This is a genomic window from Rhizobium sp. WYCCWR 11128, from assembly GCF_013416305.1.
Taxonomy (GTDB): Bacteria; Pseudomonadota; Alphaproteobacteria; order Rhizobiales; family Rhizobiaceae; genus Rhizobium; species Rhizobium indicum.
On the sequence record NZ_JACCEZ010000017.1, the window covers coordinates 56,703 to 81,944 of the forward strand.

Genomic DNA, 25,242 nt, shown 5'->3' on the forward strand with positions numbered 1-25,242 from the left:
GCCGCCGGGCGCAACGCCTTGCTGCGCCGGAACGTTTCGCCGAATGCCACCTGGAGAACGCAGACCTGCCCACAACTCGGATCGTGGTGTGCCGCCGCGCGGGGCATCGGCCAGCCGGTTCACCGGATACGAAGAGTTGTAACGAACCGATAGGCAGCGGTGAGTTTACGGCGTGGATGTAATCACCATGAAATGGCAGACGATGGGCGTCCTCCAAAACGGCAAGACGTGACCATTACCCACATCACACAGTCACATTTGAGTGAGAGAAAATGAGAAGGCGCATCGGGCGCCGCTCATAAATGAAACGCGGTTTTGGAAAAACGAAAACGTATATTCATCGCCACTTTGACCGCTGTCTCTGAAAGATGCGGGGAATCGGCTGATGGTGCTTAAGACGCCGCGCTGGCTGGTTTTCATGATTTCCAGGCTGCAGGCTGAATTGTCGGCATCGACCGAAAAGACAATCGGCCGATCTGCCTGCATTCTCAGGAGATATGTTCTGGCTTGACGCGCCGGGGTTTCTCCCGAGGTTGTAATAGCCTGATCCCCGGTAGACAGGAACACCTCTTGCGCCGGCTCTCTGGCAATGCACGGCGGCGCAGCCACGCTGGCGAGAAGCAGCGCAGAGATGATGGCAACGGTTTTCATGAGGTGTCTCCTGACAAAACACCTTGCGCAGATCGTGACCGGATTAGCGAGCTAATTCGGGAGCCTAACTCTGATGAACAAGTTGCGGGAAAGTTTGGTAATGGTGGGCGATGACGGACTCGAACCGCCGACATCCTCGGTGTAAACGAGGCGCTCTACCAACTGAGCTAATCGCCCATCGCAAACGAAGCCGGATCGGCCTGCCGCGTTGGTGGCCGTGATCTATGCGGATCGCGGCAAAACCGCAAGAGTGTTTGTGAAGATTTTTTGATTTTTTTGGTGGTGGTCCCGTGTCTTGCGATGCCGCTTAGCTTCGGCTCGGCTGTGGAAAAGTGAGGGGAGGGTGGCGAGCATCTCCGTTTCGAAGGCGCTGCGTCTGCGCCTGAGCATCGCTGCGGAATACGGAAGTGCCGGCTTTTGTTCGTCCGGGGCCCAAGTCGCCGAAACAATTCACGAACTGTCATGGTTTTGTCTCCAAACCTGCTTGACACTAAAAGGCGAACCCCGTAGTTAGCCGCTCATCGAAACGGGCAGCCGTTTTGGAGAGGGTGCGAAGGCATCCGGACTGCTTGAAATGAATTGCGGGTGTAGCTCAGTTGGTTAGAGTGCCGGCCTGTCACGCCGGAGGTCGCGGGTTCGAGCCCCGTCACTCGCGCCATTTCAAGTCTTGTAAAACGCAAATGCGATTTGTCGTTTGTCCGGTTCTCTTCTTCCTCGCGGCCGCGAAATGGCCGATCAATGCGCGGGTGTAGCTCAGTCGGTTAGAGTGCCGGCCTGTCACGCCGGAGGTCGCGGGTTCGAGCCCCGTCACTCGCGCCATTTCTTCCGAAAGCCATGCAGTTTCCGATGGTCAGGCATGCAGGTTCAAACGGCTTGCACGGATTTGTCGCGACATCGTTGCATCTGCTTGATAATGTCCGCGCGACACGCGTCGAATTGCCTCTGTAAAAGTCTTGCGCCGGGGCTTCGGCTGCGCTAACCACGGCTTGTTGCAACGCACGTTCGCTTGCCGGGCATTTGCCCAAATGCGCCCCCTGGCGTCTCCGGCAAGCAGGGATGAACATGATGACTGAACTGCTCAGTTCTTATATTCCGATCGCTATCTTCATTGCTATTGCGCTCGTTATCGGCCTGGCGCTGCTCATTGCGCCGTTCGCCGTGGCTTTCAAAGCGCCTGATTCGGAAAAGCTCTCGGCTTACGAATGCGGCTTCAACGCTTTCGACGACGCCCGCATGAAGTTCGACATCCGCTTCTATCTCGTGTCGATCCTCTTCATCATCTTCGACCTCGAAGTCGCCTTCCTCTTTCCCTGGGCCGTGTCTTTCGGCGCCATCGGCTGGTTCGGCTTCTGGTCCATGATGGTCTTCCTTCTCGTGCTGACCATCGGCTTTATCTATGAATGGAAGAAGGGAGCCCTGGAATGGGAGTAGCCCCTGTGAGCAATCAGCCGCTCGTCGCACAGCAGTCAAAGGGGATCATCGATCCCTCGACCGGCAAGCCGATCGGCAGCAACGACCCATTTTTCGGTGAGATCAACAATGAGCTCGCCGACAAGGGTTTTCTCGTCACCTCGACCGACGAGCTGATCAACTGGGCCCGTACCGGCTCGCTGATGTGGATGACCTTCGGTCTTGCCTGCTGCGCCGTCGAAATGATGCAGCTGTCGATGCCGCGTTACGACGTCGAGCGCTTCGGTTTTGCGCCGCGCGCTTCGCCGCGCCAGTCCGACGTAATGATCGTCGCCGGCACGCTGACCAACAAGATGGCGCCGGCGCTGCGCAAGGTCTACGACCAGATGCCCGAGCCGCGCTACGTCATCTCGATGGGCTCCTGCGCCAATGGCGGCGGCTATTATCACTATTCGTATTCGGTCGTGCGTGGCTGCGACCGCATCGTGCCGATCGACATCTACGTGCCGGGCTGTCCCCCCACGGCAGAGGCGCTGCTTTACGGCGTGCTTTTGCTGCAGAAGAAGATCCGGCGTACCGGCACGATCGAACGCTAAGGGTTAAGGACAAGGCATATGAGTGAAGCCCTGACTGAGCTTGCGTCCTACCTTGGCGAAGCGCGCGGCAACTTGATCGCCGCATCGCAGATGAAGTATGGCGAGCTGACGCTGACGACGACGGGTGAAAACCTGGTTGCGCTTCTGACCTTCCTGCGCGACGACGCCAAATGCGGTTTCGTCAATCTGATCGATATTTGCGGCGTCGACTGGCCGCAGCGCGAGCTGCGTTTCGACGTCGTCTACCACCTGCTGTCGCCGAAGAAGAACCTGCGCATCCGCGTCAAGGTCGCGACCGACGAGGATACGCCGGTTCCGTCGGCCTGCCCCGTCTATCCGGGTGCCGACTGGTTCGAGCGCGAGACCTGGGACATGTACGGCGTGCTCTTCACCGGCCATCCGGACCTACGCCGCATCCTGACCGACTACGGCTTCGAGGGCCATCCGCTGCGCAAGGATTTCCCGACCACCGGTTTTGTCGAAGTGCGTTACGACGATGCGGCAAAGCGCGTCGTTTATGAGCCGGTCGAGCTGAAGCAGGAATTCCGCAACTTCGACTTTATGTCGCCATGGGAAGGCACGGAGTATGTGCTGCCGGGCGACGAAAAAGCGAAGCAATAAATTCAAGGTGGTTGGTGGGCTTAGCCCGCCATTCACTGGTTATCTGAGAACGCGAGCCCATCGCCATGACCGAACATAACGTCCGCAACTTCAATATCAATTTCGGACCGCAGCATCCGGCGGCGCACGGCGTTCTTCGTCTTGTCCTGGAGCTTGACGGCGAAATTGTGGAGCGTGTCGATCCGCATATCGGCCTTTTGCATCGCGGCACCGAGAAGCTGATCGAGACCAAGACCTATCTTCAGGCCGTGCCCTATTTCGATCGTCTCGACTACGTCGCGCCGATGAACCAGGAACATGCCTATGCGATGGCCGTCGAAAAGCTGCTCGGCATCGAGATCCCGATTCGTGGCCAGCTGATCCGCGTTCTCTATTCGGAAATCGGCCGCATCCTTTCGCACCTCCTGAACGTCACGACGCAGGCCATGGACGTCGGCGCGCTGACGCCGCCGCTCTGGGGCTTCGAAGAGCGTGAAAAGCTGATGGTGTTCTACGAGCGCGCCAGCGGCTCACGCATGCATGCCGCTTATATCCGTCCGGGCGGCGTCCACCAGGATCTGCCCGAACAGCTCGTGCAGGATATCGGCGCCTGGTGCGACCCGTTCCTGAAGGCGCTCGACGACATCGACAACCTGTTGACCGGCAACCGCATCTTCAAGCAGCGCAACGTCGATATCGGCGTCGTCTCGCTGGAGGAATGCTGGGCCTGGGGCTTCTCCGGCGTCATGGTGCGCGGTTCCGGTGCGGCCTGGGATCTGCGTCGCGCCCAGCCCTATGAATGTTATTCCGATCTCGAATTCGATATCCCGATCGGCAAGAATGGCGACAACTATGACCGTTATCTGATCCGCATGATCGAGATGCGCGAATCGGTCCGCATCATGAAGCAATGCGTCAACCGCCTGCTCTCGGATGCGAAGACCGGTCCTTTCTCGTCGATCGACGGCAAGGTCGTGCCGCCGAAGCGCGGCGAGATGAAGCGCTCGATGGAAGCGCTGATCCACCACTTCAAGCTCTATACCGAAGGCTACCATGTGCCGGCCGGCGAGGTTTACGCCTCTGTCGAGGCGCCGAAGGGCGAATTCGGCGTCTATCTCGTCTCCGACGGCACCAACAAGCCCTATCGCTGCAAGATCCGCGCCCCCGGTTATGCCCATCTGCAGGCGATGGACTTCATGTGCCGCGGCCACCAGCTTGCCGACGTCGCGGCCGTCCTCGGCTCGCTCGACATCGTCTTCGGCGAGGTGGATCGCTGATGCAGCTTCTGCCTCTGGCCGTCGCAATCCTTCTTTCGGCATCCGGGGTTTCGGCTCAGGAGTCCGATAGCCTCGGCACGCCGCTGGGCCACAAGGAAGAGACGCCGCCGGCGCAGCAATCGTCCATGGGTGAGCTTTTGTCCAAGGGCTATCAGATCAAGGCTGCCATTCCGAACGGCAGCAAATTCGTAGTGTTTATGCAAAAAGACCAGTCGGCCTATGCCTGCGAAATGCAGTCTTTGACCGCTTCGCGGTGTGGAACCCTAAACTGACAAGGCGTGAGAAAGAATGTCCGTTCGTCGATTAGCCGAAGATCAATTTCAGCCTGCCGCATTCGCCTTCAGCGATGAGAATGCGGTCTGGGCGGACAAGACGATCCAGAAATACCCCGCCGGCCGCCAGCAATCGGCGGTCATTCCGCTGTTAATGCGGGCGCAGGAGCAGGACGGCTGGGTCACGCGCGCGGCGATCGAAAAGATCGCCGACATGCTGGATATGGCCTATATCCGCGTGCTCGAGGTCGCGACCTTCTATACGCAGTTTCAGCTGCATCCTGTCGGCACCCGCGCCCATGTGCAGGTCTGCGGCACGACGCCTTGCATGCTGCGCGGCTCGGAAGCGCTGATGTCGGTCTGCAAGAGCAAGATCCATGCCCATGCCTTCGAGCGCAATGCCGAAGGCACTCTGTCCTGGGAAGAGGTCGAATGTCTCGGGGCCTGCGTCAACGCCCCGATGGTGATGATCGGCAAGGACACCTATGAGGACCTAACGCCCCAGCGTCTCGAAGAGATTATCGACGTTTTTGCCGCCGGCAATGGCGCCAGCATCAAGCCCGGCACCCAGATCGACCGGGTGTTTTCGGCGCCCGAAGGCGGCCCGACCTCGCTGACGACCGAAGAGCCGAAGGCAAGGACGCGCGCCAAGAAGGCCGATGCCGAAACCGTGTCGGCTCCGGTCGACGCCGCGCCGGTTCCGCCCTCGGAGGCCGCCCGCCCGAAGAGCACCGATGCCGAGACTAATGCTGCCCTGAAGACGCCGGCAACGGCGCCGAAGGCGGCTGCGAAAAACGCCAAGGCTGCCGAGCAGCAGCCGATATCAGGCACTGCGGCCGCCGAACCGGCGCCGAAAGCGGCCGTCAAGGCTGAAGCTGCCCCGGCGGCAAAGCCTGCCCTGACTGACAAGAACCGTCCGGCCGGCGTCGAAAAGCCTGCCGCACCTGATGATCTGAAGATGATCTCGGGTGTCGGCCCGAAGATCGAGGCGACATTGAACGAAATCGGCATCTTCACCTTCGCGCAGGTCGCAGGCTGGAAGAAGGCCGAACGCGAATGGGTCGACGGCTATCTGAACTTCCGCGGCCGCATCGAGCGCGATGACTGGGTCAAGCAGGCCAAGGCGCTCGCCAAGGGCGGGGAAGCGGAATATATCAAGGTCTTCGGCAAGAAGCCGCGGTAAGAGGTGAAGCATGTTACAAGATAAAGACCGCATCTTTACCAACATCTACGGCCTCAAGGACAAATCCCTGAAGGGCGCGATGAGCCGCGGCCACTGGGACGGCACCAAGCAGATCCTCGAAAAGGGCCGCGACTGGATCATCAATGAGATGAAGGCGTCTGGCCTTCGCGGTCGCGGCGGCGCCGGTTTCCCGACCGGCCTCAAATGGTCCTTCATGCCGAAGGAAAGCGACGGGCGGCCGCATTACCTCGTCGTCAACGCCGACGAATCGGAACCCGGCACCTGCAAAGACCGCGACATCATGCGCCACGATCCGCATACGCTGATCGAAGGCTGTGTCATCGCGAGCTTCGCGATGGGCGCCAATGCGGCCTACATCTATGTGCGCGGCGAATATATCCGCGAGCGCGAAGCGCTGCAGGCGGCGATCGACGAATGCTATGATTTTGGCCTGCTCGGCAAGAACAACAAGCTCGGCTGGGACATGGACATCTTCGTCCATCACGGCGCCGGTGCCTATATCTGCGGCGAGGAAACTGCCCTGCTCGAAAGCCTCGAAGGCAAGAAGGGCCAGCCGCGCCTGAAGCCGCCGTTCCCGGCCAATATGGGCCTTTACGGCTGCCCGACGACGGTCAACAACGTCGAATCGATCGCTGTCGCGCCGACGATCCTGCGCCGCGGCGCCGGCTGGTTCTCGGCCATCGGCCGTCCGAACAATGTGGGCACCAAGCTGTTCATGCTCTCCGGCCACGTCAACAAGCCGTGCACGGTCGAAGAGGAAATGGGCATCACCTTCCGCGAACTGGTCGACCGCCATGCCGGCGGCATCCGCGGTGGCTGGGACAACCTGCTTGCCGTCATTCCAGGCGGAGCATCTTGCCCGATCGTTCCGGCCAAGGACATCATCGATTGCCCGATGGATTTCGACGGCCTGCGCGGCGTCGGCTCTTCCTTCGGTACGGCCGCCGCGATCGTCATGGACAAGTCCACCGACGTCATCAAGGCGATTGCCCGCATCTCCGCCTTCTTCAAGCATGAGAGCTGCGGCCAGTGCACGCCCTGCCGCGAAGGCACGGGCTGGATGTGGCGCGTCATGGAACGCATGGCCAAGGGCAATGCCCAGAAGCGCGAAATCGACATGCTGTTCCAGGTAACGAAGCAGATCGAAGGCCATACCATCTGTGCGCTCGGCGACGCCGCCGCGTGGCCGGTGCAGGGTCTGATCCGTAACTTCCGTCCCGAGATCGAAAAGCGCATCGACCAGTATACCGCGAGCGCGCTTGATCACGGTGCGGTTCTGGAGGCGGCTGAATAATCATGGCGGACAACGCATCCAAGAGTGGGAAGAAGGAAGAAGTCGCCGATTTCGCGGCCGGTTTCGGCCGTCTAGCCGCCGAGATGCTGGAAAATGCACGGGCGATGCCGGTGCATCCGCTGATGGCGCAGCCCGCGGCAGCCTTTGCCGCCGCAACGGCGATCGGCTTTGGTTTCTCGACCCAGATGGCCGGCGCTTTCTTCGGTGCCTGGCAGAGCGCCCTGGAAACCACCGGCAAGGTCGCGGCCGCCCTCGATGACACGCCTCCGGACGAACTGAAGCCCGATGTCGATATCCGGCCGGAGAATATTCGCTCGGAGGTCAAGGCTTTCACCAAGCCGCCGGCCGAGAAGAAGGCAAAGCCGACACTGACTGTCGTCAAGCCGGTCAGCGAGCCGACGCCAGCCGGCCAAGCCAAGCCAGCCAGCCAAGCGAAGGCCAGCCAGCCAAAGCCGGCCGTGAAGGCAAAACCGGTTGCGCGGGGGAAGACCGACGACCTCAAGCTGATCGCCGGCATCGGCCCGAAGCTGGAGCAGGTGCTGAACGCCAAGGGCATTCGCAGCTTCGCCGATATCGCTGCCTGGACCGACGAGGAAATCGCCCGGTTCGACGCTGAACTCGGCTTCAATGGCCGCATCGGCCGTGACGACTGGACCGGCCAGGCGAAAGTTCTGGCAGGGCGGGGCCGCAGAAAGAAATGAACTGTCCGGCCGTGTCGATCGGCCGGAAAGATGGGCAGGTCGGCGGACGGGCGGGGGCCTGAAGATGCCGGTGCGGGTTCCGGGTCTGGAACGCGCGATAGAGAATTTGGGCGACATCAGATGTCGGCAGGACGAAAGATCCGGCTTGGCAATGAGAGTGCTGCAAAAATAGGTTTGTTTGCCGTCATCAGGCAAACGGGAAACAGGACTGAGCGACGATGGCAAAACTGAGGATTGACGGCAACGAGATCGAAGTTCCGGATCATTTCACGCTATTGCAGGCGTGCGAGGATGCCGGTGCCGAGGTTCCGCGCTTCTGCTTCCATGAGCGCCTGTCGGTTGCCGGCAATTGCCGCATGTGCCTTGTCGAGGTGAAGGGTGGCCCGCCGAAGCCACAGGCTTCCTGCGCCATGAGCGTGCGCGATATCCGCGGCGGCCCGAACGGCGAACTGCCCGAGGTCTTCACCAACACCCCGATGGTCAAGAAGGCCCGCGAAGGTGTGATGGAATTCTTGCTGATCAACCATCCGCTCGATTGCCCGATCTGCGACCAGGGCGGCGAATGCGACCTGCAGGACCAGGCGATGGCCTTCGGCATCGACACCTCGCGCTATCAGGAAGACAAGCGCGCCGTCGAGGACAAGTATATCGGCCCGCTCGTCAAGACGGTGATGAACCGCTGCATCCACTGCACGCGCTGCGTCCGCTTCACGACCGAGGTCGCCGGCATTTCCGAACTCGGCCTGATTGGCCGTGGTGAGGATGCCGAGATCACCACCTATCTCGAACAGGCGATGACCTCCGAGCTGCAGGGCAACGTCGTCGACCTTTGCCCGGTCGGCGCGCTGACCTCGAAGCCTTTCGCCTTCACCGCGCGCCCCTGGGAGCTGAACAAGACCGAATCGATCGACGTCATGGATGCCGTCGGTTCGGCGATCCGCGTCGATACCCGCGGCCGCGAAGTCATGCGCATCCTGCCGCGTGTCAACGAGGCGATCAATGAAGAGTGGATCTCCGACAAGAGCCGCTTCATCTGGGACGGCCTTAAGACCCAGCGCCTCGACCGGCCCTACGTCCGCCGCGACGGTCGCCTGCAGCCGGCCACCTGGGCCGAAGCCTTCGGCGCCATCAAGGCCGCCGTCGGCGCCACCTCGGGCGACAAGATCGGCGCCATTGCTGGCGACCTTGCTTCCGTCGAGGAAATGTATGCGCTCTCCGAACTGGTGAAGTCGCTGGGATCGGCCAATCTCGACTGTCGCCAGGATGGGGCGGCACTCGATCCGTCGCTGGGCCGTGCAAGCTATCTCTTCAACCCGACCATATCGGGCATCGACCAGGCCGATGCGCTGTTGATCATCGGCGCCAATCCGCGCTTCGAGGCAGCCATCCTCAACGCCCGCATCCGCAAGCGCTGGCGCCGCGGCAAGTTCCCGATCGGCGTGATCGGCGAGCTGGGTGAACTGCGCTACAGCTATGATTACCTCGGCGGCGGTCCCGACACGCTGAAGGATCTGGTCGACGGCACCCATGCCTTCGCCGAAGTCCTGAAGAACGCCGCCAAGCCGATGATCATCATCGGCCAGGGCGCGCTGTCGCGCACCGATGGCGCCGGCGTTCTCGCCAGCGCTGCCAAGCTCGCCGGCTCGGTCGGCGCGGTCTCCGAAGGCTGGAACGGCTTTGCCGTCCTCCACACCGCTGCCTCGCGCGTCGGCGGACTCGACCTCGGCTTCGTGCCGGGCGCCAAGGGCGTCAATGCCGCCGAGATGCTGACGGCGATGGACGTGCTCTTCCTGCTCGGCGCAGACGAACTCGACTTCACCGCGAAGAAGGCCAAGCTCACCGTCTATATCGGCTCGCATGGCGATAACGGCGCGCATCATGCCGATGTCATCCTGCCGGCCGCAGCCTATACCGAGAAGTCCGGAACCTGGGTCAACACCGAGGGCCGCGTCCAGATGGGCAACCGCGCAGGTTTTGCGCCGGGTGACGCCCGCGAGGACTGGGCGATCATCCGTGCCCTTTCCGACGTGCTTGGCAAGAAGCTTCCCTTCGATTCGCTCAGCGAATTGCGTGTCCGGCTCTATGCCGCTTTCCCGCATTTCGCTGCCATCGACGAGATCGCTGAAACCGATAGCGCCCAAATTGCCGCAGTTGCGAAAAAAGCCGGCAAGATGAACAAATCCGGGTTTGCGTCGCCGGTGAAAGACTTCTATTTGACGAACCCGATAGCGCGTGCCTCGGCTGTCATGGCGGAGTGCTCGGCATTGGCCCGCAACAACTTCAAAGTCGCGGCAGAGTAAGGGCAGGGGACTATGGATTCTTTCTTTTCGACCTATGTCTGGCCGGCGATCATCATGATCGGTCAGTCGCTGCTGCTTCTCGTCTGCCTGCTTGTCTTCATCGCCTATGTGCTGCTCGCCGACCGCAAGATCTGGGCGGCCGTTCAGCTGCGCCGCGGCCCGAACGTCGTCGGTCCCTTCGGCCTGTTCCAGTCCTTCGCCGACCTTCTGAAGTTCGTCTTCAAGGAGCCGATCATTCCGGCCGGCGCCAACAAGGCGGTGTTCCTGCTGGCTCCGCTGGTGACGGTGCTTCTGGCGCTGTCCACCTGGGCGGTGGTGCCGCTGGCCGACGGATGGGTGATCGCCAACATCAATGTCGGCATCCTCTATATTTTCGCGATCTCCTCGCTCGAGGTGTACGGCATCATCATGGGCGGCTGGGCTTCGAACTCGAAGTATCCGTTCCTCGGCGCGCTGCGCTCGGCGGCACAGATGGTGTCCTATGAAGTCTCGATCGGCTTCGTCATCGTCACCGTGCTTCTCTGCGTCGGCTCGCTGAACCTGACTGATATCGTCAATGCGCAGCATACCGGCCTCGGCACCATGCTCGGCCTACCGGCGTCGTTCCTCGACTGGCACTGGCTGTCGCTGTTCCCGATGTTCATCATCTTCTTCATTTCGGCGCTCGCCGAGACGAACCGTCCGCCCTTCGACCTTCCGGAAGCTGAATCGGAACTCGTTGCCGGCTTTATGGTCGAATACGGCTCCTCGCCATACATGATGTTCATGCTCGGCGAATATGCGGCCGTCTGCCTGATGTGCGCGCTGACGACGATCCTCTTCCTCGGCGGCTGGCTGCCCCCGGTCGATATCTGGATCCTCAACTGGGTCCCAGGCATCATCTGGTTCACGCTGAAGGCCTGCTTCGTGTTCTTCATGTTCGCGATGGTCAAGGCCTTCGTTCCGCGCTACCGCTACGACCAGCTCATGCGCCTCGGCTGGAAGGTCTTCCTGCCGCTGTCGCTCGCCATGGTCGTCATCGTTGCATTCGTGCTGAAACTGATGGGTTGGGCATGATGGTGCCCACTCTCGTTTTCGGCAAAATTGGAGGTTGAAGATGGCAAGCTTGTCCGGCTCCATCAGCTCGCTGTTTCTCAAGGAATTCGTCGGCGCGTTCTTTCTGTCGATGCGTTATTTCTTCCGCCAGAAGGCGACGATCAACTATCCCTTCGAAAAGGGTCCGGTCTCCCCGCGTTTCCGCGGCGAGCATGCGTTGCGCCGTTATCCTAACGGCGAGGAACGCTGCATCGCCTGCAAGCTCTGCGAGGCGATCTGTCCTGCCCAGGCGATCACCATCGAGGCCGGTCCGCGCCGCAATGACGGCACGCGCCGCACGGTGCGCTACGACATCGACATGGTGAAGTGCATCTATTGCGGCTTCTGCCAGGAAGCCTGCCCGGTCGACGCGATCGTCGAAGGCCCGAATTTCGAATTTGCGACGGAAACCCGCGAAGAGCTCTATTTCGACAAGGCGCGGCTTCTGGATAACGGAGACCGCTGGGAGCGCGAAATCGCCCGCAACATCGCGATCGACTCGCCGTACCGCTGATCGAGTTTTTGAAATGCCGTAATGGAGCTTGAGCGCTTCGGTCGCGGTCAATATGCACAGGAGTTTTGCCGGTCAGCCGCGCAAAGTTCTATCGGGCAGAAAAACTCCCGGCTGCCCGGGGGAAGATGAAAAAGGCACCAACATGGGTCTGCAGGCTCTATTTTTCTATCTTTTCGCCTTTGTCGCGGTGGCGTCGGCGTTCATGGTCATCTGGGCGAAGAACCCGGTTCACTCGGTTCTCTTCCTGATCCTGGTGTTCTTCAATGCCGCCGGCCTCTTCCTGTTGCTCGGTGCCGAATTCCTGGCGATGATCCTGCTTGTCGTCTATGTCGGCGCCGTCGCCGTGCTCTTCCTCTTCGTGGTGATGATGCTCGATATCGACTTCACCGAATTGAGGGCCGGCGTTCTCGAATATGCGCCGATCGGCGGGCTGATCGGGGTGATCCTCGCAGCCGAACTGATCGTCGTCATCGGCGGCAGCGTCATCTCGCCTGAGATCGCCAAATCAGTCGCCATGCCGATCCCGGCGCTGAGCGAGCGCACCAATACGGCCGCCCTCGGCGACGTGCTCTACACCAACTACGTCTATTTCTTCCAGATCGCTGGTCTGGTGCTCCTGGTCGCCATGATCGGCGCGATCGTGCTGACGTTGAGACACCGCACCAACATCAAGCGGCAGAATATTCCCAGGCAGGTTGCCCGCACGCCCGCCACCGCCGTCGAGGTGGTGTCGGTCAAGCCCGGGCAGGGCGTCTAAAGGGCAGGTCAAGGAACAAAGAACATGGTCATCGGACTTTCCCACTACCTGACGGTCAGCGCCATCCTCTTCACGCTTGGCGTCTTCGGCATCTTCCTGAACCGGAAGAACGTCATCGTCATCCTGATGTCGATCGAGCTGATCCTGCTTGCCGTCAATATCAACATGGTCGCCTTCTCCTCCTTCCTGAACGACATCGTCGGCCAGGTCTTCGCGCTGTTCATCCTGACGGTCGCGGCTGCCGAAGCGGCGATCGGTCTTGCAATTCTCGTTGTCTTCTACCGCAACCGTGGCTCGATCGCGGTCGAAGACGTCAATATGATGAAGGGCTGAGTGGCTCATGTTCCTCTATAAGGCTATCGTCTTTCTTCCCTTGATCGGTGCGATCGTCGCCGGCCTTTTCGGCCGCGCGATCGGCGCCAAGGCTTCGGAATATGTCACCAGCGGCCTGATGATCATCGCCGCCATCCTGTCCTGGGTCGTCTTCTTCACTGTCGGCATGGGCCATGCCGAAGGCGGTCCGATCAAGGTCGAGGTGTTGCGCTGGATCCAGTCCGGCGGCATCGACGTCTCCTGGTCGCTGCGTGTGGATACGCTGACGTCAGTGATGCTGATCGTCGTCAACACGGTCTCGACGCTGGTGCATGTCTATTCGATCGGCTACATGCATACCGATCCGCATCGTCCGCGCTTCTTCGCCTATCTCTCGCTCTTCACCTTCGCCATGCTGATGCTGGTGACAGCTGACAACCTTGCCCAGATGTTCTTCGGCTGGGAAGGCGTTGGTCTCGCCTCCTATCTGCTGATCGGCTTCTGGTTCAAGAAGCCGTCGGCGACGGCTGCGGCGATGAAGGCCTTCATCGTCAACCGCGTCGGCGACTTCGGCTTCGTGCTCGGCATTGCCGGCGTCTTCGTGCTGTTCGGCTCGATCAACCTCGACACGATCTTCGCCAACGCCTCGAACTTCGCCCCGCATGAAGGCGGCGGCGAAGCGGGCGAGGTGTTCCTCAATCTCTTCGGCATGCAGCTCGACAAGGCGCATGCGCTGACCGGCATCTGCCTGCTGCTCTTCATGGGCGCGATGGGCAAGTCGGCGCAGTTCCTGCTGCACACCTGGCTGCCTGACGCCATGGAAGGCCCGACCCCGGTCTCGGCCCTGATCCATGCCGCCACCATGGTCACCGCCGGCGTCTTCCTCGTCGCCCGCATGTCGCCGCTCTTCGAACTGTCGCCGGATGCGCTGGTTGTCGTCACCGTGATCGGCGCCATCACCGCCTTCTTCGCGGCAACCGTCGGCCTCGTGCAGAACGACATCAAGCGCGTCATCGCCTATTCCACCTGCTCGCAGCTCGGCTACATGTTCGTGGCGCTCGGGGTAGGGGCCTATGGCGCGGCGATCTTCCATCTCTTCACCCATGCCTTCTTCAAGGCGCTGCTCTTCCTTTGCGCCGGCTCGGTCATCCATGCCGTCGATGGCGAGCAGGACATGCGCTACATGGGCGGCCTGCGGCCGCATATTAAGTGGACGTTCCGTATGATGATTGTCGGTACGCTGGCAATCACCGGCGTCGGCATTCCTTTCACACCGGTCGGTCTTGCCGGCTTCTACTCCAAGGACGTGATCATCGAGGCGACCTATGCTTCGCATTCGGCGGTCTCCGGCTTTGCCTTCACGCTGCTGGTCATTGCGGCTCTGTTCACCAGCTTCTATTCCTGGCGCTTGATCTTCATGACCTTCTATGGAAAGCCGCGCGCCTCGCACGAGGTGATGCACCACGTCCACGAGTCGCCGCAGGTCATGCTGGTACCGCTCTATCTCCTCGCAATTGGAGCAGTTTTCGCCGGGTACTTCTTCGAAGGCAGGTTCTACGGCGAGGAATATGCCGAGTTCTGGAAGGGTGCGCTCTTTACCGGCGCTGAGAACGAACTGGTTAAAGAGTTCCACCATGTGCCGGCGCTCGTGGCCTTGAGCCCCTTCATCGCCATGGTGCTCGGTTTCGTCACCGCCTGGTACATGTATATCCGCTCGCCGCAGACGCCGCGCATCCTCGCGCAGCAGCATCGCGTGCTCTACCAGTTCCTGTTGAACAAGTGGTATTTCGACGAGCTCTATGACTTCCTCTTCGTCCGCTCCGCCAAGGCGCTCGGGCGCTTCCTGTGGAAGAAGGGTGATGTCGGCGTCATCGACACCTACGGCCCGAACGGTGTCGCTGCCCGCGTCGTCGCAGTCACCGATCGGGTGGTGCGCCTGCAGACCGGTTACCTCTATCACTACGCCTTCGCCATGCTGATCGGCGTTGCGGCGCTCGTTACCTGGATGATGCTCGGGAGTTCCTTCTGATGACCGATTGGCCTATTCTTTCAACGGTCACCTTTCTGCCGCTCGTCGGCGTGGTGCTCCTGCTATTGATGAACGGCGAGAGCGAAACCGGCCGGAAGAACGTGCTGTGGATCTCGCTGATCACCACCGTCTTCACCTTCGTCGTCTCGCTCTTCATCTGGATCGGCTTCGACAATGCCAATCCCGGCTTCCAGATGGTCGAGAAGCATAACTGGCTCGGCACCGGCATCGGCTACCACGTCGGCATCGACGGCATCTCGATGCTGTTCGTCATCCTGTCGACTTTCCTTATGCCCTTCTGCGTGCTGGCGAGCTGGCTCTCGATCGAGAAGCGCCTGAAGGAATACATGATCGCCTTCCTCATCCTCGAAACGATGATGATCGGCGTCTTCGTCTCGCTCGATATCGTGCTCTTCTACGTCTTCTTCGAGGCGGGCCTTATTCCGATGTTCCTGATCATCGGCGTCTGGGGCGGCAAGGACCGCGTCTATGCGAGCTACAAGTTCTTCCTCTATACGCTACTCGGCTCGGTGCTGATGTTGCTCGCCATCATGGCGATGTACTGGCAGGCCGGCACGACCGACATCACCGCGCTGCTCGCCTACAAGTTCCCGCCGGCGCTGCAGACCTGGTTATGGCTTGCCTTCTTCGCCTCCTTTGCGGTGAAGATGCCGATGTGGCCGGTCCATACCTGGCTTCCCGATGCCCACGTTCAGGCGCCGACGGCTGGCTCGGTGATCCTGGCCGGCGTACTGCTGAAGCTCGGCGGCTACGGTCTCATCCGCTTCTCGCTCGGCATGTTCCCGGTCGCGTCCGATTATTTCGCGCCGCTCGTCTTTGCCATGTCCGTCATCGCCATCATCTACACTTCTCTGGTGGCGATGATGCAGGACGATATCAAGAAGCTGATCGCCTATTCCTCCGTGGCCCACATGGGCTACGTGACCATGGGCATCTTTGCCGCCAATATGCAGGGCGTCCAAGGCTCGATCTTCCAGATGCTCTCGCACGGCATCGTCTCCGGCGCGCTCTTCCTCTGCGTCGGCGTCGTCTACGACCGCACCCACACCCGCGAGATCAACGCCTATGGCGGCCTCGTCAACAACATGCCGAAATATGCCGTGGCGATGATGGTCTTCACTATGGCCAATGTCGGGCTTCCCGGCACGTCCGGCTTCGTTGGCGAATTCCTGACGCTGATCGGTGTCTTCCGGGTCAACACCTGGGTGGCGCTCTTTGCCGCCACCGGCGTCATCCTCTCGGCCGCCTACGCGCTCTGGCTTTATCGCCGGGTGATCTTCGGTGCGCTGGAGAAGGAGAAGCTGAAGGCGCTGCTCGATCTTTCGCCGCGCGAACAGCTGATCCTCTACCCGCTAGTCGCGCTGACCATCTTCTTCGGCGTTTATCCGGCTCCGGTCTTCGATGCGACGGCCGCCTCGGTGGATCTGCTGGTCAACAACTACACGGCCGCCGTGCACGCAGCGCAGAATGTTGCGCTGTCTATGAAATGATGACGGGACTTATTGGACATGACCGCTGAAACAATTCTCCTCAGTCTGCATCTTTCCGCGCCGGAGCTCATCCTCGCGGTCGGCGCCCTTGTCCTGTTGATGGTCGGCGTCTTCTCAGGCGAGCGGTCGGGCCTTGTCGTCACCGGCTTGGCCATCGTCCTGCTGCTGGCCTCCGGCCTGTGGCTGCTCTTCGTGCCGGCAGAAGGCCTTGCCTATGGTGGCGTCTACATGGCCGACGGCTTCTCGCGCTTCATGAAGCTGGTAGCGCTCATTGGTTCGCTGGTCGCCATGTTCATGTCGATTGGCCACGCCCGCGAAAACCAGCTCGACAAGTTCGAGTTCCCGGTTCTCCTGGTGCTTGCGACCCTCGGCATCCTGCTGATGATCTCGGCCAATGACCTGATCTCGCTCTATCTGGCGCTGGAACTGCAGTCGCTGGCGCTCTATGTCGTCGCCGCGATCAACCGCGACAGCCTGAAGTCGACCGAAGCCGGCCTGAAATATTTCGTCCTCGGCGCGCTTTCCTCCGGCATGCTGCTCTACGGCATGTCGCTGGTCTACGGCTTCACCGGCCACACCCACTTCTCCGAAATCGCCCAGGCGCTGTCCGTCGAGGGCGCGCGTTCGCTCGGTCTGATCTTCGGCCTGGTCTTCATCCTCGCCGGCATCGCCTTCAAGATCTCCGCTGTTCCCTTCCATATGTGGACGCCGGATGTTTACGAGGGCGCGCCGACGCCGGTGACCGCCTTCCTTGCCGCAGCACCCAAGGTTGCTGCCATGGCGATGATGACCCGCATCGTCATTACCGCCTTCCAGCCGGTTCTGGCGGACTGGCAGCAGGTCGTCGTCTTCATCTCGATCGCCTCGATGCTGCTCGGTTCGTTTGCCGCGATCGGCCAGAAGAACATCAAGCGACTGATGGCCTATTCCTCTATCGGCCACATGGGTTATGCGCTGGTCGGCCTTGCCGCCGGCAACCAGACCGGCGTCACCGGCGTCATGCTTTATATGGTCATCTACATGGTCATGACGCTCGGCACCTTTGCGATCATCATGTCGATGCGCCGCAAGGACGGCACCGTCGTCGAGAATGTCGACGATCTCGCCGGCCTCTCCACAACCAACCCGTTCATGGCCGTGGTGCTGACGGCGCTGATGTTCTCGCTCGCCGGCATCCCGCCGCTCGCCGGCTTCTTCGCGAAGTACTTCGTCTTCGTTGCCGCCATCGAGGCCAAGCTCTATGCGCTCGCCATCATCGGCGTTCTCGCCTCGGTCGTCGGCGCTTACTATTATCTGCGTGTCATCAAGCTGATGTGGTTCGATGAGGCGACCGGCGAATTCGCCCGTGTCTCCGGTTCTCTGCGTCTGGTCTTCGGTCTCTCCGGTCTCTTCGTCACCGCCTATGTCCTCATCGGCGGCCCGATCGGCGGTGCGGCAGAGCTAGCTGCTGCGACGCTCTTTTGATGGCTTCCGACGGACGGCGCCGGATATCGCTCGGCGATTTCAGGCACGAGGCTCTGTCGGAAACATCGTCCACCAACAGCGAATGCCTCGCCCGGGCTCGGGCGGGCGATGGCGGTAATCTCTGGGTGACCGCCGAGAGGCAGACGGGCGGTCGCGGCCGCCGCGGCAGGCTCTGGGTTTCCGAGCGCGGCAATCTCTACGCTTCCCTTCTCCTGATCGACCCGGCGCCGATGGAGCGGCTGGGCTCGCTGCCGCTGGCAATCGCCGTTGCCGTGCACCAGGCGATCCGCAGGGTGTTGCCACTGGGCGCCGAACCGCTCGAGGTCAAATGGCCGAACGATATCCTCATCGGCCGAAAGAAGACCTGCGGCATTCTCGTCGAAGGCGAGGGGCTGCCGGACGGCCGTTACGCGCTGATCGTCGGCATCGGCATCAATATCTCGATAATGCCCGACAATCCGCTCTACCCCGTTACCTGCCTGCGTCAGCAGGGAAGTGCGGCGTCGCCGGAGGAACTTTTCGCGCATCTCTTCGCCGCCACGGCGGAAGTGCTTGAAATATGGGACCAGGGCCGTGGCGTCGGCGAGATCACGACGCTCTGGCGCGCCATCGCCTGCGGCATCGGCGAAAAGATTACGGTCAATTTGCCGGACCGATCGATTTCCGGACAATTCGCCGGAATTGATGATAATGGCTTGTTGATGCTCGATACCGGCGCTGGCAGGATAATGCCCATTGCTGCCGGTGATGTGTTTTTTGGATAGCGGAAAAAACGAAAATTATGGCGAAACAGGACGAACTGGTATTCCTGCCTCTGGGCGGTGTCGGTGAGATTGGCATGAATCTCGCTCTCTACGGCTACGGCCCGCCCGAGCATCGCCAGTGGATCATGGTCGATTGTGGCGTCACTTTTCCCGGGCCTGACCTGCCGGGCGTCGACCTCGTACTGCCGGATATCCGCTTCCTCGCCAGCGAACGAAAGAACCTCAAGGCGATCATCATCACCCATGCGCATGAAGACCATTATGGTGCGCTCGCCGATCTCTGGCCCGGCCTCAACGTGCCGGTCTATGCCTCTGGTTTTACCGCAGGTCTGCTCGAAGCCAAACGCAATTTCGAGAAGGCGACGATCGGCGAAGTGCCGGTGACGCCGTTCAAGGCCGGCGATACGATCAATGTCGGCCCGTTCAGCATCGAAGGTGTCGCCGTCAACCATTCGATCCCCGAGCCGATGTCGCTGATGATCCGCACGCCGGTCGGCAATGTCATCCATACAGGCGACTGGAAGATCGACCACGAGCCTTCGCTCGGGCCCCTGACCGACGAGACACGTTTCCGCCAACTCGGCGACGAGGGCGTGCTGGCGCTGATGTGCGATTCCACCAATGCGCTGCGCGACGGTGTTTCGCCTTCCGAGAAGGATGTGTCCGAAAGCCTGCGTAAGATCATCGAGAATGCCGAGGGCCGGGTGGCGATCACCACCTTCTCGTCGAATGTCGGGCGCATCCGTACTGTTGCCGAGGCTGCAGAGGCGGCAGGCCGCGAAGTGCTGCTGCTCGGCAGTTCGCTGAAGCGCGTCGTGAACGTTGCCCAGGACATCGGCCTGATGGAAGGTGTGAAGCCCTTCATCTCCGAGGACGAATACGGCTATATCCCGCGCGACAAGGTCGTCGTCATCCTGACCGGCAGCCAGGGCGAGGCGCGGGCAGCCCTTGCCAAACTCTCGCGCGATGAGATGCGCAATGTGGCGTTTACGGCAGGCGATATCGTCGTCTTTTCCTCGCGCGCCATTCCCGGCAACGAGAAGGCGATCCAGGACATCAAGAACGGCCTCGTCGAGCAGGGTGTGCACATCATCACGGATACCGAGGCATTGGTCCACGTTTCCGGCCATCCGCGCCGCAACGAGTTGCAGCGGATGTATGAGTGGACACGGCCGAAGATCGTCGTGCCGGTGCATGGCGAGGCAACACATCTGACGGCGCATAAGGAACTTGCCGAGCAATCCGGCATCGCACTGGTGCCGCGGGTGCGCAACGGCGATATCCTGCGGCTGGCGCCCGGTCCCGTCGAGGTGATCGGCGAGGCGCCGCATGGCCGGATTTATAAGGACGGTACGCTGATCGGCGATTTCGACGAGATGGGTATCGGCGAGCGCAAGAAGCTCTCCTATGTCGGCCATGTCGCGGTCAACGTCTTGCTCGACGCCCGCTATGACATCGTCGGCGAACCCGACCTCATTTCGATCGGCCTGCCGACCTACGATGATGAGGGCGAGGATATGGAGGATACGCTCTTCGACGCGGCGGTCAGCGCCATCGAGAGCATTCCGCGCGCCCGCCGCAAGGATATCGACATGCTGCAGGAGGCCGTGCGCCGCGCCATCCGCTCGGCCGCGAACAACACCTGGGGCAAGAAACCTCTTGTCACCGCCTTCGTCACCAAGGTCTGACCATGCTCGGCCGGGTCAACCATATCGCCATCGCCGTGCCCGATCTGGCCGCAGCGACGGCGGCCTATCGCGATACGCTGGGTGCTGCCGTATCGCAGCCGCAGGCTCTGCCGGAACACGGCGTCACCGTCGTCTTCGTCGAATTGCCGAACACCAAGGTCGAATTGCTGCAACCGCTCGGCGATACTTCGCCGATCGCAGCCTTCCTCGAAAAGAACCCATCCGGCGGCATGCATCACATCTGCTACGAGGTGGACGATATCCTTCTCGCCCGTGACCGGCTGGTCACGGCGGGCGCAAGGGTGCTTGGCGATGGCCAGCCGAAGACCGGCGCGCACGGCAAGCCGGTGCTCTTTCTGCACCCCAAGGATTTCTTCGGCACGCTGATCGAACTCGAACAGGCCTGAGCCCTGCTGCGGCAGAGTGACCCGAAGACCGCAAAACCTTTCGTCCGCTTTGAGTTGGTCGCCATTCCACCGTATAAGGACGCGATATTACAGCGCCGCGTGTCTTCTAAGACGCGCAAAGGACGCTGTAACAATTTAAATTGCTGCATTCCTTAAATCGATTCCGATTTAAGGAATGCAGCAGCGCCACACCAACGGGAACCAGAATGCTCCAGATCTTTCTTCAGGGATTTGCCGTCTACTTCATCATCTGGTGGATGACGCTTTTCGCCGTCCTGCCGATCGGCCTGCGCACCCAGGCGGACGACAATGATGTCGTGCTCGGCACCGTTCCGAGCGCGCCCACCCGGTTTCGCGCCGCTTTCGTGTTTTCGCTGACGACGCTGATTTCGGCCCTGGTCTACGGCCTCTGGTACCTCTGCGACACCTATTTCGGCTGGGGCTTCGATGCCCTGCCGCAACTCGGCCCCAGCTTCTATTGAGTGTGGCTTTTGCTCAAACTTTGAGCAGATGTAACCCTATTGAAAGCGAATTTCGTCATACCAGCGTCATACTGTTGCGGCAAAGAGCTCTCGTAACGGAATGATGGCCATCCCCTTACGGAAGCCGGTTGGATTTCTGGGTGGGGTGGAGGCCGAAAAGCCAAAAAAAAACAAGGCTAAAAGCCTTGTTTTAAGTATCGCGTGATCTGTAACCGTTGCCGGGGCTGCGACGAGCGCGCCTAAGATCTGATCCTCCCAAGACTTGACCGCGAATTCGGCAAGAATTTAACTTCCTGCCTGTTTTGTGAGCTAAAACTAGCTCAAACATTGGGCTTTGTCATCAGCTTTTTTTGCATTTTTGCTACACTCTAGCAAAATTTTTCTGTTGACAAGATTTTCGTTCAAGCCCTTATAAACACGCGCTTTTTCATGCCCTTTCATTTTGCGGGTGCGAACATGCGCTTCCGGGAGGTTGCCGGCATCCGTTGCGGGTTTCCTTCCTGCCGCGAAGCGGCTATGAACGCTCCCGACATTAACAATGGTCTTTCGATTCCGCCTGCTGCGGGATCTCAACTGCTCCGGAATCCGCCATGCGTCTGTCCCGCTATTTCATGCCCATCCTCAAGGAAAACCCCAAGGAGGCGGAAATCGTCTCCCACCGGCTGATGCTGCGCGCCGGCATGATCCGCCAGCAGTCGCAGGGCATTTATTCCTGGCTGCCGCTCGGCAAGCGTGTGCTCGACAAGGTCAACGCCATTATCCGCGACGAGCAGAACCGCGCCGGTGCCATCGAGCTGTCGATGCCGACCCTGCAATCGGCCGAGCTCTGGCAGGAAAGCGGCCGCTACGACGCCTACGGCAAGGAGATGCTGCGCATCAAGGACCGTCAGGATCGGCCGATGCTTTACGGCCCCACCAACGAGGAGATGGTGACGGATATTTTCCGCTCCTCCGTCAAGTCCTACAAGGACCTGCCGCTCAATCTCTATCATATCCAGCTGAAGTTCCGTGACGAGATCCGTCCGCGCTTCGGCACCATGCGCTCGCGCGAATTCATGATGAAGGATGCCTATTCCTTCGATCTGACGCGCGAAGCGGCGGAGCATTCCTATAACAAGATGTTCGCCGCCTATCTCAGAACCTTCGACCGACTCGGCCTGCGCGCCATCCCGATGCGCGCCGATACCGGCCCGATCGGCGGCAAGCTCAGCCATGAATTTATCATCCTCGCCGATACCGGCGAATCCGAAGTCTTCTGCCACAAGGATTTCGTCGACTTCGATATTCCTGGTGAACATACCGATTTCGACAGCGTCGAGGGTTTGCAGGCGATCTTCGACAAGTGGACCTCGCTCTATGCGGCGACCTCGGAAATGCACGACGAGGCGGCTTTCAACGCCGTTCCCGAAGGCGACCGCCTGTCGGCGCGCGGCATCGAGGTCGGCCACATCTTCTATTTCGGCACGAAATATTCCGAGCCGATGGGCGCGAAAGTGCAGGGACCTGATGGCAAGGAACACTTCGTTCACATGGGTTCCTACGGTATCGGCCCGACACGCCTTGTTCCCGCCATCATCGAAGCATCGCATGATGATAACGGAATCATCTGGCCGGCATCGGTCGCACCCTTCGATATCGTTGTGATCAACATGAAGGCGGGCGATCAGGCCTGTGACGATACCTGCGAGTTGATCTATGCCGCGCTGAGCAAGGCCGGCAAGGATGTGCTCTATGACGATACCGACGACCGGGCCGGCACGAAATTCGCGACCGCCGACCTGATCGGTGTACCCGTACAGATTATCGCCGGCCCGCGCGCGGTCGCAAACGGCGAGGTGGAAGTGAAGGACCGCAAGACCGGCGCCCGCGAAACGATGACCATCGAAGCGGCGATCAATCGGTTCGTGGCTTAAGGAAACGGAGGCGAAATGGCAGAGGCAGCAGTGGACCGGAGTTCGAAATCCGGCTTGGGTCCGGCTGGCAAGCCATTTTCCACCTTTGAACGCCTCGTGGCGTGGCGTTATCTACGCGCCCGCCGCAAGGAAGCCTTCATATCGGTCATCGCCGGCTTCTCCTTCGTCGGCATCATGCTTGGCGTTGCGACGCTGATCATTGTCATGGCCGTGATGAACGGCTTCCGCACCGAACTCGTCTCGCGCATCCTCGGCATCAACGGCCACATGATCGTCCAGCCGGTCGACGGCCCCTTCACCGATTATCCGGTCCTCAGCAGCAAGCTCGCCGCCGTACCTGGCGTCAAGATGGCGCTACCGCTCGTGGAAGGCCAGGTGCTCGCCTCCGCCCAGGCCGGCGGCAGCACCGGCGCTCTGGTGCGCGGCGCCCGCGCCGAGGATCTGACCAAGCTCAAAACGGTCTCCGACAACATCAAATCAGGCGATATGGTGGGGTATGCCTCCGGCGACGGCGTGCTGATCGGCACCCGCATGGCCGACCAACTCGGTCTGCGTGTTGGCGATCTCATTACGCTGACGTCACCGGATGGCGACATTACGCCGATGGGCGTCAGCCCGCGTATCAAGTCCTACAAGATTTCCGGTCTCTTCGAGATCGGCATGTCGGAATATGACTCCTCGATCATCTTCATGCCGCTCGAGGAAGCGCAGCTCTATTTCAATGCCGAGGGACTGGTGCAGTCGATCGAGCTCTTCGTCGACAACCCCGACGATATCGACGATCTGAGGCCCAAGGTGGAGGAAGCGGCCGGCCGCCAGATCGCCATCACCGACTGGCGCCAGCGCAACCAGACCTTCTTCTCGGCGCTGCAGGTCGAGCGCAACGTCATGTTCATGATCCTGACTCTGATCGTGCTTGTCGCGGCGCTGAACATCATCTCCGGCCTCATCATGCTGGTGAAGGACAAGGGCAGCGATATCGCCATCCTGCGCACCATGGGCGCCAGCGCCGGCGCTATCATGCGCATCTTCTTCATGACTGGGGCGGCGATCGGCATCGTCGGCACCATTGCCGGTGTGCTGCTCGGCGTTCTCGTCTGCGTCAACATCGAATCCGTCCGCCAGTTCTTCTCGTGGATTTCAGGCACCGTACTGTTCAATCCGCAGGTCTATTTCCTCAGCCAGCTGCCGGCCGAGATGGATCTCAGCGAAACGATCTCGATCGTCGTCATGGCGCTGACGCTCTCCTTCATCGCGACCATCTTCCCGGCCTGGCGTGCCTCCAGGCTCGATCCGGTGCAGGCCCTGCGCTACGAATAAGGAATGCCGCCTTCATGAAACGCAACGTCGTTCTCCAGCTTACCGGCGTCGAGCGCCATTACGGGCAGGGCGGTACGCTGCTCTCGATCCTGAAGGGCGCGGATTTTTCGATATCGAAGGGGGAGATTGTCGCTCTCGTCGCCCCTTCCGGCACCGGCAAGTCGACACTGCTGCATGTCGCCGGCCTCCTGGAGCATCCGGACGGCGGTGAGGTCAACATCAACGGCCATGCCTGCGACGGCCTGAGCGACGAGAAACGCACCGCCATCCGCCGCAGCGAAATCGGCTTCGTCTATCAGTTCCACCACCTGCTGCCGGAATTCTCGGCGCTCGAAAATATCATGATGCCGCAGCTGATCGCCGGGCTTTCCTGGAAGGAAGCCGGAGAGCGGGCCGGCCAGCTTCTCGATTATATGCGCATCGGCCATCGTGGCTCGCATCGCCCGGGCGAGCTCTCCGGCGGCGAGCAGCAGCGCGTTGCGATTGCTCGCGCCGTCGCCAATGCGCCGACCCTGCTTCTTGCCGACGAGCCGACCGGCAATCTCGACCCTGAAACGGCAAGCTACGTCTTCGACGCACTGGAAGCGCTGGTGCGCCAGTCCGGCCTTGCTGCCCTCATCGCCACCCACAATCACGAACTCGCCCGCCGCATGGATCGGCGCGTGACGATCTCCGACGGCAAGATCGTCGATTTCTGAGACT

Annotated in this window: 24 protein-coding genes and 3 tRNA genes; 25 read left to right on the plus strand and 2 right to left on the minus strand. The window is 60.7% G+C overall.

Translation table 11 applies throughout. The features are described from left to right. Window positions 1-252: 252 nt before the first annotated feature. Both HX898_RS31265 and HX898_RS31270 read right to left on the minus strand, forming a co-directional pair. Window positions 253-651 carry a hypothetical protein gene (locus HX898_RS31265; protein WP_138328254.1) on the minus strand — a complete coding sequence of 133 codons (399 nt, stop codon included), beginning with the start codon at window positions 649-651 and terminating at the stop codon, window positions 253-255. Between the two features lie 101 nt (window positions 652-752). Continuing rightward, a tRNA-Val gene (locus HX898_RS31270) sits at window positions 753-828 on the minus strand. A 404-nt stretch (window positions 829-1,232) separates the two neighbouring features. On the opposite strand from HX898_RS31270, the gene HX898_RS31275 reads away from it, so the two are divergent. From HX898_RS31275 to HX898_RS31395, 25 genes are all read left to right on the plus strand, one after another. Further along, window positions 1,233-1,309 (plus strand) — tRNA-Asp (locus HX898_RS31275). Between the two features lie 84 nt (window positions 1,310-1,393). Next, window positions 1,394-1,470 (plus strand) — tRNA-Asp (locus HX898_RS31280). Window positions 1,471-1,716: 246 nt separating this feature from the next. Then, on the plus strand, window positions 1,717-2,082 hold the full coding sequence (locus tag HX898_RS31285) for an NADH-quinone oxidoreductase subunit A (protein WP_010055493.1): 366 nt from the start codon (window positions 1,717-1,719) through the stop codon (window positions 2,080-2,082). Next, window positions 2,073-2,657, plus strand: coding sequence for an NADH-quinone oxidoreductase subunit B (locus tag HX898_RS31290; protein WP_027685149.1), 585 nt, complete (start codon window positions 2,073-2,075; stop codon window positions 2,655-2,657). Before HX898_RS31285 ends, HX898_RS31290 begins: the two co-directional genes overlap by 10 nt. Before the next feature lie 18 nt (window positions 2,658-2,675). After that, the gene (locus HX898_RS31295) at window positions 2,676-3,278 is read left to right on the plus strand and encodes an NADH-quinone oxidoreductase subunit C (RefSeq protein ID WP_003558447.1); all 603 of its coding nucleotides are present in this window, start codon (window positions 2,676-2,678) and stop codon (window positions 3,276-3,278) included. Window positions 3,279-3,343: 65 nt separating this feature from the next. Further along, the gene (locus HX898_RS31300) at window positions 3,344-4,534 is read left to right on the plus strand and encodes an NADH-quinone oxidoreductase subunit D (protein ID WP_180196692.1); all 1,191 of its coding nucleotides are present in this window, start codon (window positions 3,344-3,346) and stop codon (window positions 4,532-4,534) included. Then, a complete protein-coding gene (locus tag HX898_RS31305) occupies window positions 4,534-4,806 on the plus strand; it encodes a hypothetical protein (RefSeq protein ID WP_025394095.1) in 273 nt (90 codons plus the stop codon). Before HX898_RS31300 ends, HX898_RS31305 begins: the two co-directional genes overlap by 1 nt. Window positions 4,807-4,822: 16 nt before the next feature. Then, entirely contained in the window at window positions 4,823-5,989 is a 1,167-nt protein-coding gene (locus tag HX898_RS31310) for an NADH-quinone oxidoreductase subunit E (RefSeq protein ID WP_180196693.1), read from the plus strand. Window positions 5,990-5,999: 10 nt separating this feature from the next. Further along, a complete protein-coding gene (nuoF, locus tag HX898_RS31315; RefSeq protein WP_138328252.1) occupies window positions 6,000-7,304 on the plus strand; it encodes an NADH-quinone oxidoreductase subunit NuoF in 1,305 nt (434 codons plus the stop codon). 2 nt (window positions 7,305-7,306) lie between these two features. Next, entirely contained in the window at window positions 7,307-8,005 is a 699-nt protein-coding gene (locus HX898_RS31320) for a 5' DNA nuclease (protein WP_138328251.1), read from the plus strand. A gap of 218 nt (window positions 8,006-8,223) precedes the next feature. After that, window positions 8,224-10,305 carry an NADH-quinone oxidoreductase subunit NuoG gene (nuoG, locus tag HX898_RS31325; protein ID WP_180196694.1) on the plus strand — a complete coding sequence of 694 codons (2,082 nt, stop codon included), beginning with the start codon at window positions 8,224-8,226 and terminating at the stop codon, window positions 10,303-10,305. Window positions 10,306-10,317: 12 nt separating this feature from the next. Next, window positions 10,318-11,361 carry an NADH-quinone oxidoreductase subunit NuoH gene (nuoH, locus tag HX898_RS31330; protein ID WP_003547383.1) on the plus strand — a complete coding sequence of 348 codons (1,044 nt, stop codon included), beginning with the start codon at window positions 10,318-10,320 and terminating at the stop codon, window positions 11,359-11,361. 40 nt (window positions 11,362-11,401) lie between these two features. Further along, a complete protein-coding gene (nuoI, locus tag HX898_RS31335; RefSeq protein WP_003547385.1) occupies window positions 11,402-11,893 on the plus strand; it encodes an NADH-quinone oxidoreductase subunit NuoI in 492 nt (163 codons plus the stop codon). 142 nt (window positions 11,894-12,035) lie between these two features. Further along, window positions 12,036-12,650: an NADH-quinone oxidoreductase subunit J gene (locus tag HX898_RS31340; RefSeq protein WP_003547387.1), complete on the plus strand. Its 615-nt coding sequence runs from the start codon at window positions 12,036-12,038 to the stop codon at window positions 12,648-12,650. Between the two features lie 24 nt (window positions 12,651-12,674). Next, window positions 12,675-12,983, plus strand: coding sequence for an NADH-quinone oxidoreductase subunit NuoK (gene nuoK, locus HX898_RS31345; RefSeq protein WP_003547388.1), 309 nt, complete (start codon window positions 12,675-12,677; stop codon window positions 12,981-12,983). A gap of 7 nt (window positions 12,984-12,990) precedes the next feature. Further along, entirely contained in the window at window positions 12,991-14,991 is a 2,001-nt protein-coding gene (nuoL, locus tag HX898_RS31350; protein ID WP_138387551.1) for an NADH-quinone oxidoreductase subunit L, read from the plus strand. Beyond that, on the plus strand, window positions 14,991-16,502 hold the full coding sequence (locus tag HX898_RS31355) for an NADH-quinone oxidoreductase subunit M (protein ID WP_130694340.1): 1,512 nt from the start codon (window positions 14,991-14,993) through the stop codon (window positions 16,500-16,502). Before nuoL ends, HX898_RS31355 begins: the two co-directional genes overlap by 1 nt. A gap of 18 nt (window positions 16,503-16,520) precedes the next feature. Further along, window positions 16,521-17,966 (plus strand): NADH-quinone oxidoreductase subunit NuoN, encoded by a 1,446-nt coding sequence (nuoN, locus tag HX898_RS31360; protein ID WP_138387550.1) that lies wholly within the window; start codon window positions 16,521-16,523, stop codon window positions 17,964-17,966. Then, the gene (locus tag HX898_RS31365; protein WP_138328247.1) at window positions 17,966-18,730 is read left to right on the plus strand and encodes a biotin--[acetyl-CoA-carboxylase] ligase; all 765 of its coding nucleotides are present in this window, start codon (window positions 17,966-17,968) and stop codon (window positions 18,728-18,730) included. Before nuoN ends, HX898_RS31365 begins: the two co-directional genes overlap by 1 nt. 17 nt (window positions 18,731-18,747) lie before the next feature. Beyond that, window positions 18,748-20,418, plus strand: a complete 1,671-nt coding sequence (locus HX898_RS31370; RefSeq protein WP_180196695.1) for a ribonuclease J — start codon at window positions 18,748-18,750, stop codon at window positions 20,416-20,418. 2 nt (window positions 20,419-20,420) lie between these two features. After that, the gene (mce, locus tag HX898_RS31375) at window positions 20,421-20,825 is read left to right on the plus strand and encodes a methylmalonyl-CoA epimerase (RefSeq protein ID WP_180196696.1); all 405 of its coding nucleotides are present in this window, start codon (window positions 20,421-20,423) and stop codon (window positions 20,823-20,825) included. A 206-nt stretch (window positions 20,826-21,031) separates the two neighbouring features. Continuing rightward, the gene (locus tag HX898_RS31380) at window positions 21,032-21,307 is read left to right on the plus strand and encodes a DUF1467 family protein (protein WP_028741386.1); all 276 of its coding nucleotides are present in this window, start codon (window positions 21,032-21,034) and stop codon (window positions 21,305-21,307) included. Between the two features lie 590 nt (window positions 21,308-21,897). Continuing rightward, complete coding sequence (gene proS / locus HX898_RS31385) at window positions 21,898-23,220, plus strand: proline--tRNA ligase (protein WP_138328244.1); 1,323 nt, start codon at window positions 21,898-21,900, stop codon at window positions 23,218-23,220. Between the two features lie 15 nt (window positions 23,221-23,235). Next, entirely contained in the window at window positions 23,236-24,540 is a 1,305-nt protein-coding gene (locus tag HX898_RS31390; protein ID WP_062943872.1) for a lipoprotein-releasing ABC transporter permease subunit, read from the plus strand. Window positions 24,541-24,554: 14 nt separating this feature from the next. Further along, on the plus strand, window positions 24,555-25,238 hold the full coding sequence (locus HX898_RS31395; protein ID WP_025394108.1) for an ABC transporter ATP-binding protein: 684 nt from the start codon (window positions 24,555-24,557) through the stop codon (window positions 25,236-25,238). The last annotated feature ends 4 nt before the right edge of the window (window positions 25,239-25,242 follow it).

Bases quoted from the DNA above. Each gene is read 5' to 3' on its own strand.
- HX898_RS31265 (WP_138328254.1), bottom strand. From the start codon at position 651: ATGAAAACCGTTGCCATCATCTCTGCGCTGCTTCTCGCCAGCGTGGCT.
- HX898_RS31285 (WP_010055493.1), top strand. From the start codon at position 1,717: ATGACTGAACTGCTCAGTTCTTATATTCCGATCGCTATCTTCATTGCT.
- HX898_RS31290 (WP_027685149.1), top strand. From the start codon at position 2,073: ATGGGAGTAGCCCCTGTGAGCAATCAGCCGCTCGTCGCACAGCAGTCA.
- HX898_RS31295 (WP_003558447.1), top strand. From the start codon at position 2,676: ATGAGTGAAGCCCTGACTGAGCTTGCGTCCTACCTTGGCGAAGCGCGC.
- HX898_RS31300 (WP_180196692.1), top strand. From the start codon at position 3,344: ATGACCGAACATAACGTCCGCAACTTCAATATCAATTTCGGACCGCAG.
- HX898_RS31305 (WP_025394095.1), top strand. From the start codon at position 4,534: ATGCAGCTTCTGCCTCTGGCCGTCGCAATCCTTCTTTCGGCATCCGGG.
- HX898_RS31310 (WP_180196693.1), top strand. From the start codon at position 4,823: ATGTCCGTTCGTCGATTAGCCGAAGATCAATTTCAGCCTGCCGCATTC.
- nuoF (WP_138328252.1), top strand. From the start codon at position 6,000: ATGTTACAAGATAAAGACCGCATCTTTACCAACATCTACGGCCTCAAG.
- HX898_RS31320 (WP_138328251.1), top strand. From the start codon at position 7,307: ATGGCGGACAACGCATCCAAGAGTGGGAAGAAGGAAGAAGTCGCCGAT.
- nuoG (WP_180196694.1), top strand. From the start codon at position 8,224: ATGGCAAAACTGAGGATTGACGGCAACGAGATCGAAGTTCCGGATCAT.
- nuoH (WP_003547383.1), top strand. From the start codon at position 10,318: ATGGATTCTTTCTTTTCGACCTATGTCTGGCCGGCGATCATCATGATC.
- nuoI (WP_003547385.1), top strand. From the start codon at position 11,402: ATGGCAAGCTTGTCCGGCTCCATCAGCTCGCTGTTTCTCAAGGAATTC.
- HX898_RS31340 (WP_003547387.1), top strand. From the start codon at position 12,036: ATGGGTCTGCAGGCTCTATTTTTCTATCTTTTCGCCTTTGTCGCGGTG.
- nuoK (WP_003547388.1), top strand. From the start codon at position 12,675: ATGGTCATCGGACTTTCCCACTACCTGACGGTCAGCGCCATCCTCTTC.
- nuoL (WP_138387551.1), top strand. From the start codon at position 12,991: ATGTTCCTCTATAAGGCTATCGTCTTTCTTCCCTTGATCGGTGCGATC.
- HX898_RS31355 (WP_130694340.1), top strand. From the start codon at position 14,991: ATGACCGATTGGCCTATTCTTTCAACGGTCACCTTTCTGCCGCTCGTC.
- nuoN (WP_138387550.1), top strand. From the start codon at position 16,521: ATGACCGCTGAAACAATTCTCCTCAGTCTGCATCTTTCCGCGCCGGAG.
- HX898_RS31365 (WP_138328247.1), top strand. From the start codon at position 17,966: ATGGCTTCCGACGGACGGCGCCGGATATCGCTCGGCGATTTCAGGCAC.
- HX898_RS31370 (WP_180196695.1), top strand. From the start codon at position 18,748: ATGGCGAAACAGGACGAACTGGTATTCCTGCCTCTGGGCGGTGTCGGT.
- mce (WP_180196696.1), top strand. From the start codon at position 20,421: ATGCTCGGCCGGGTCAACCATATCGCCATCGCCGTGCCCGATCTGGCC.
- HX898_RS31380 (WP_028741386.1), top strand. From the start codon at position 21,032: ATGCTCCAGATCTTTCTTCAGGGATTTGCCGTCTACTTCATCATCTGG.
- proS (WP_138328244.1), top strand. From the start codon at position 21,898: ATGCGTCTGTCCCGCTATTTCATGCCCATCCTCAAGGAAAACCCCAAG.
- HX898_RS31390 (WP_062943872.1), top strand. From the start codon at position 23,236: ATGGCAGAGGCAGCAGTGGACCGGAGTTCGAAATCCGGCTTGGGTCCG.
- HX898_RS31395 (WP_025394108.1), top strand. From the start codon at position 24,555: ATGAAACGCAACGTCGTTCTCCAGCTTACCGGCGTCGAGCGCCATTAC.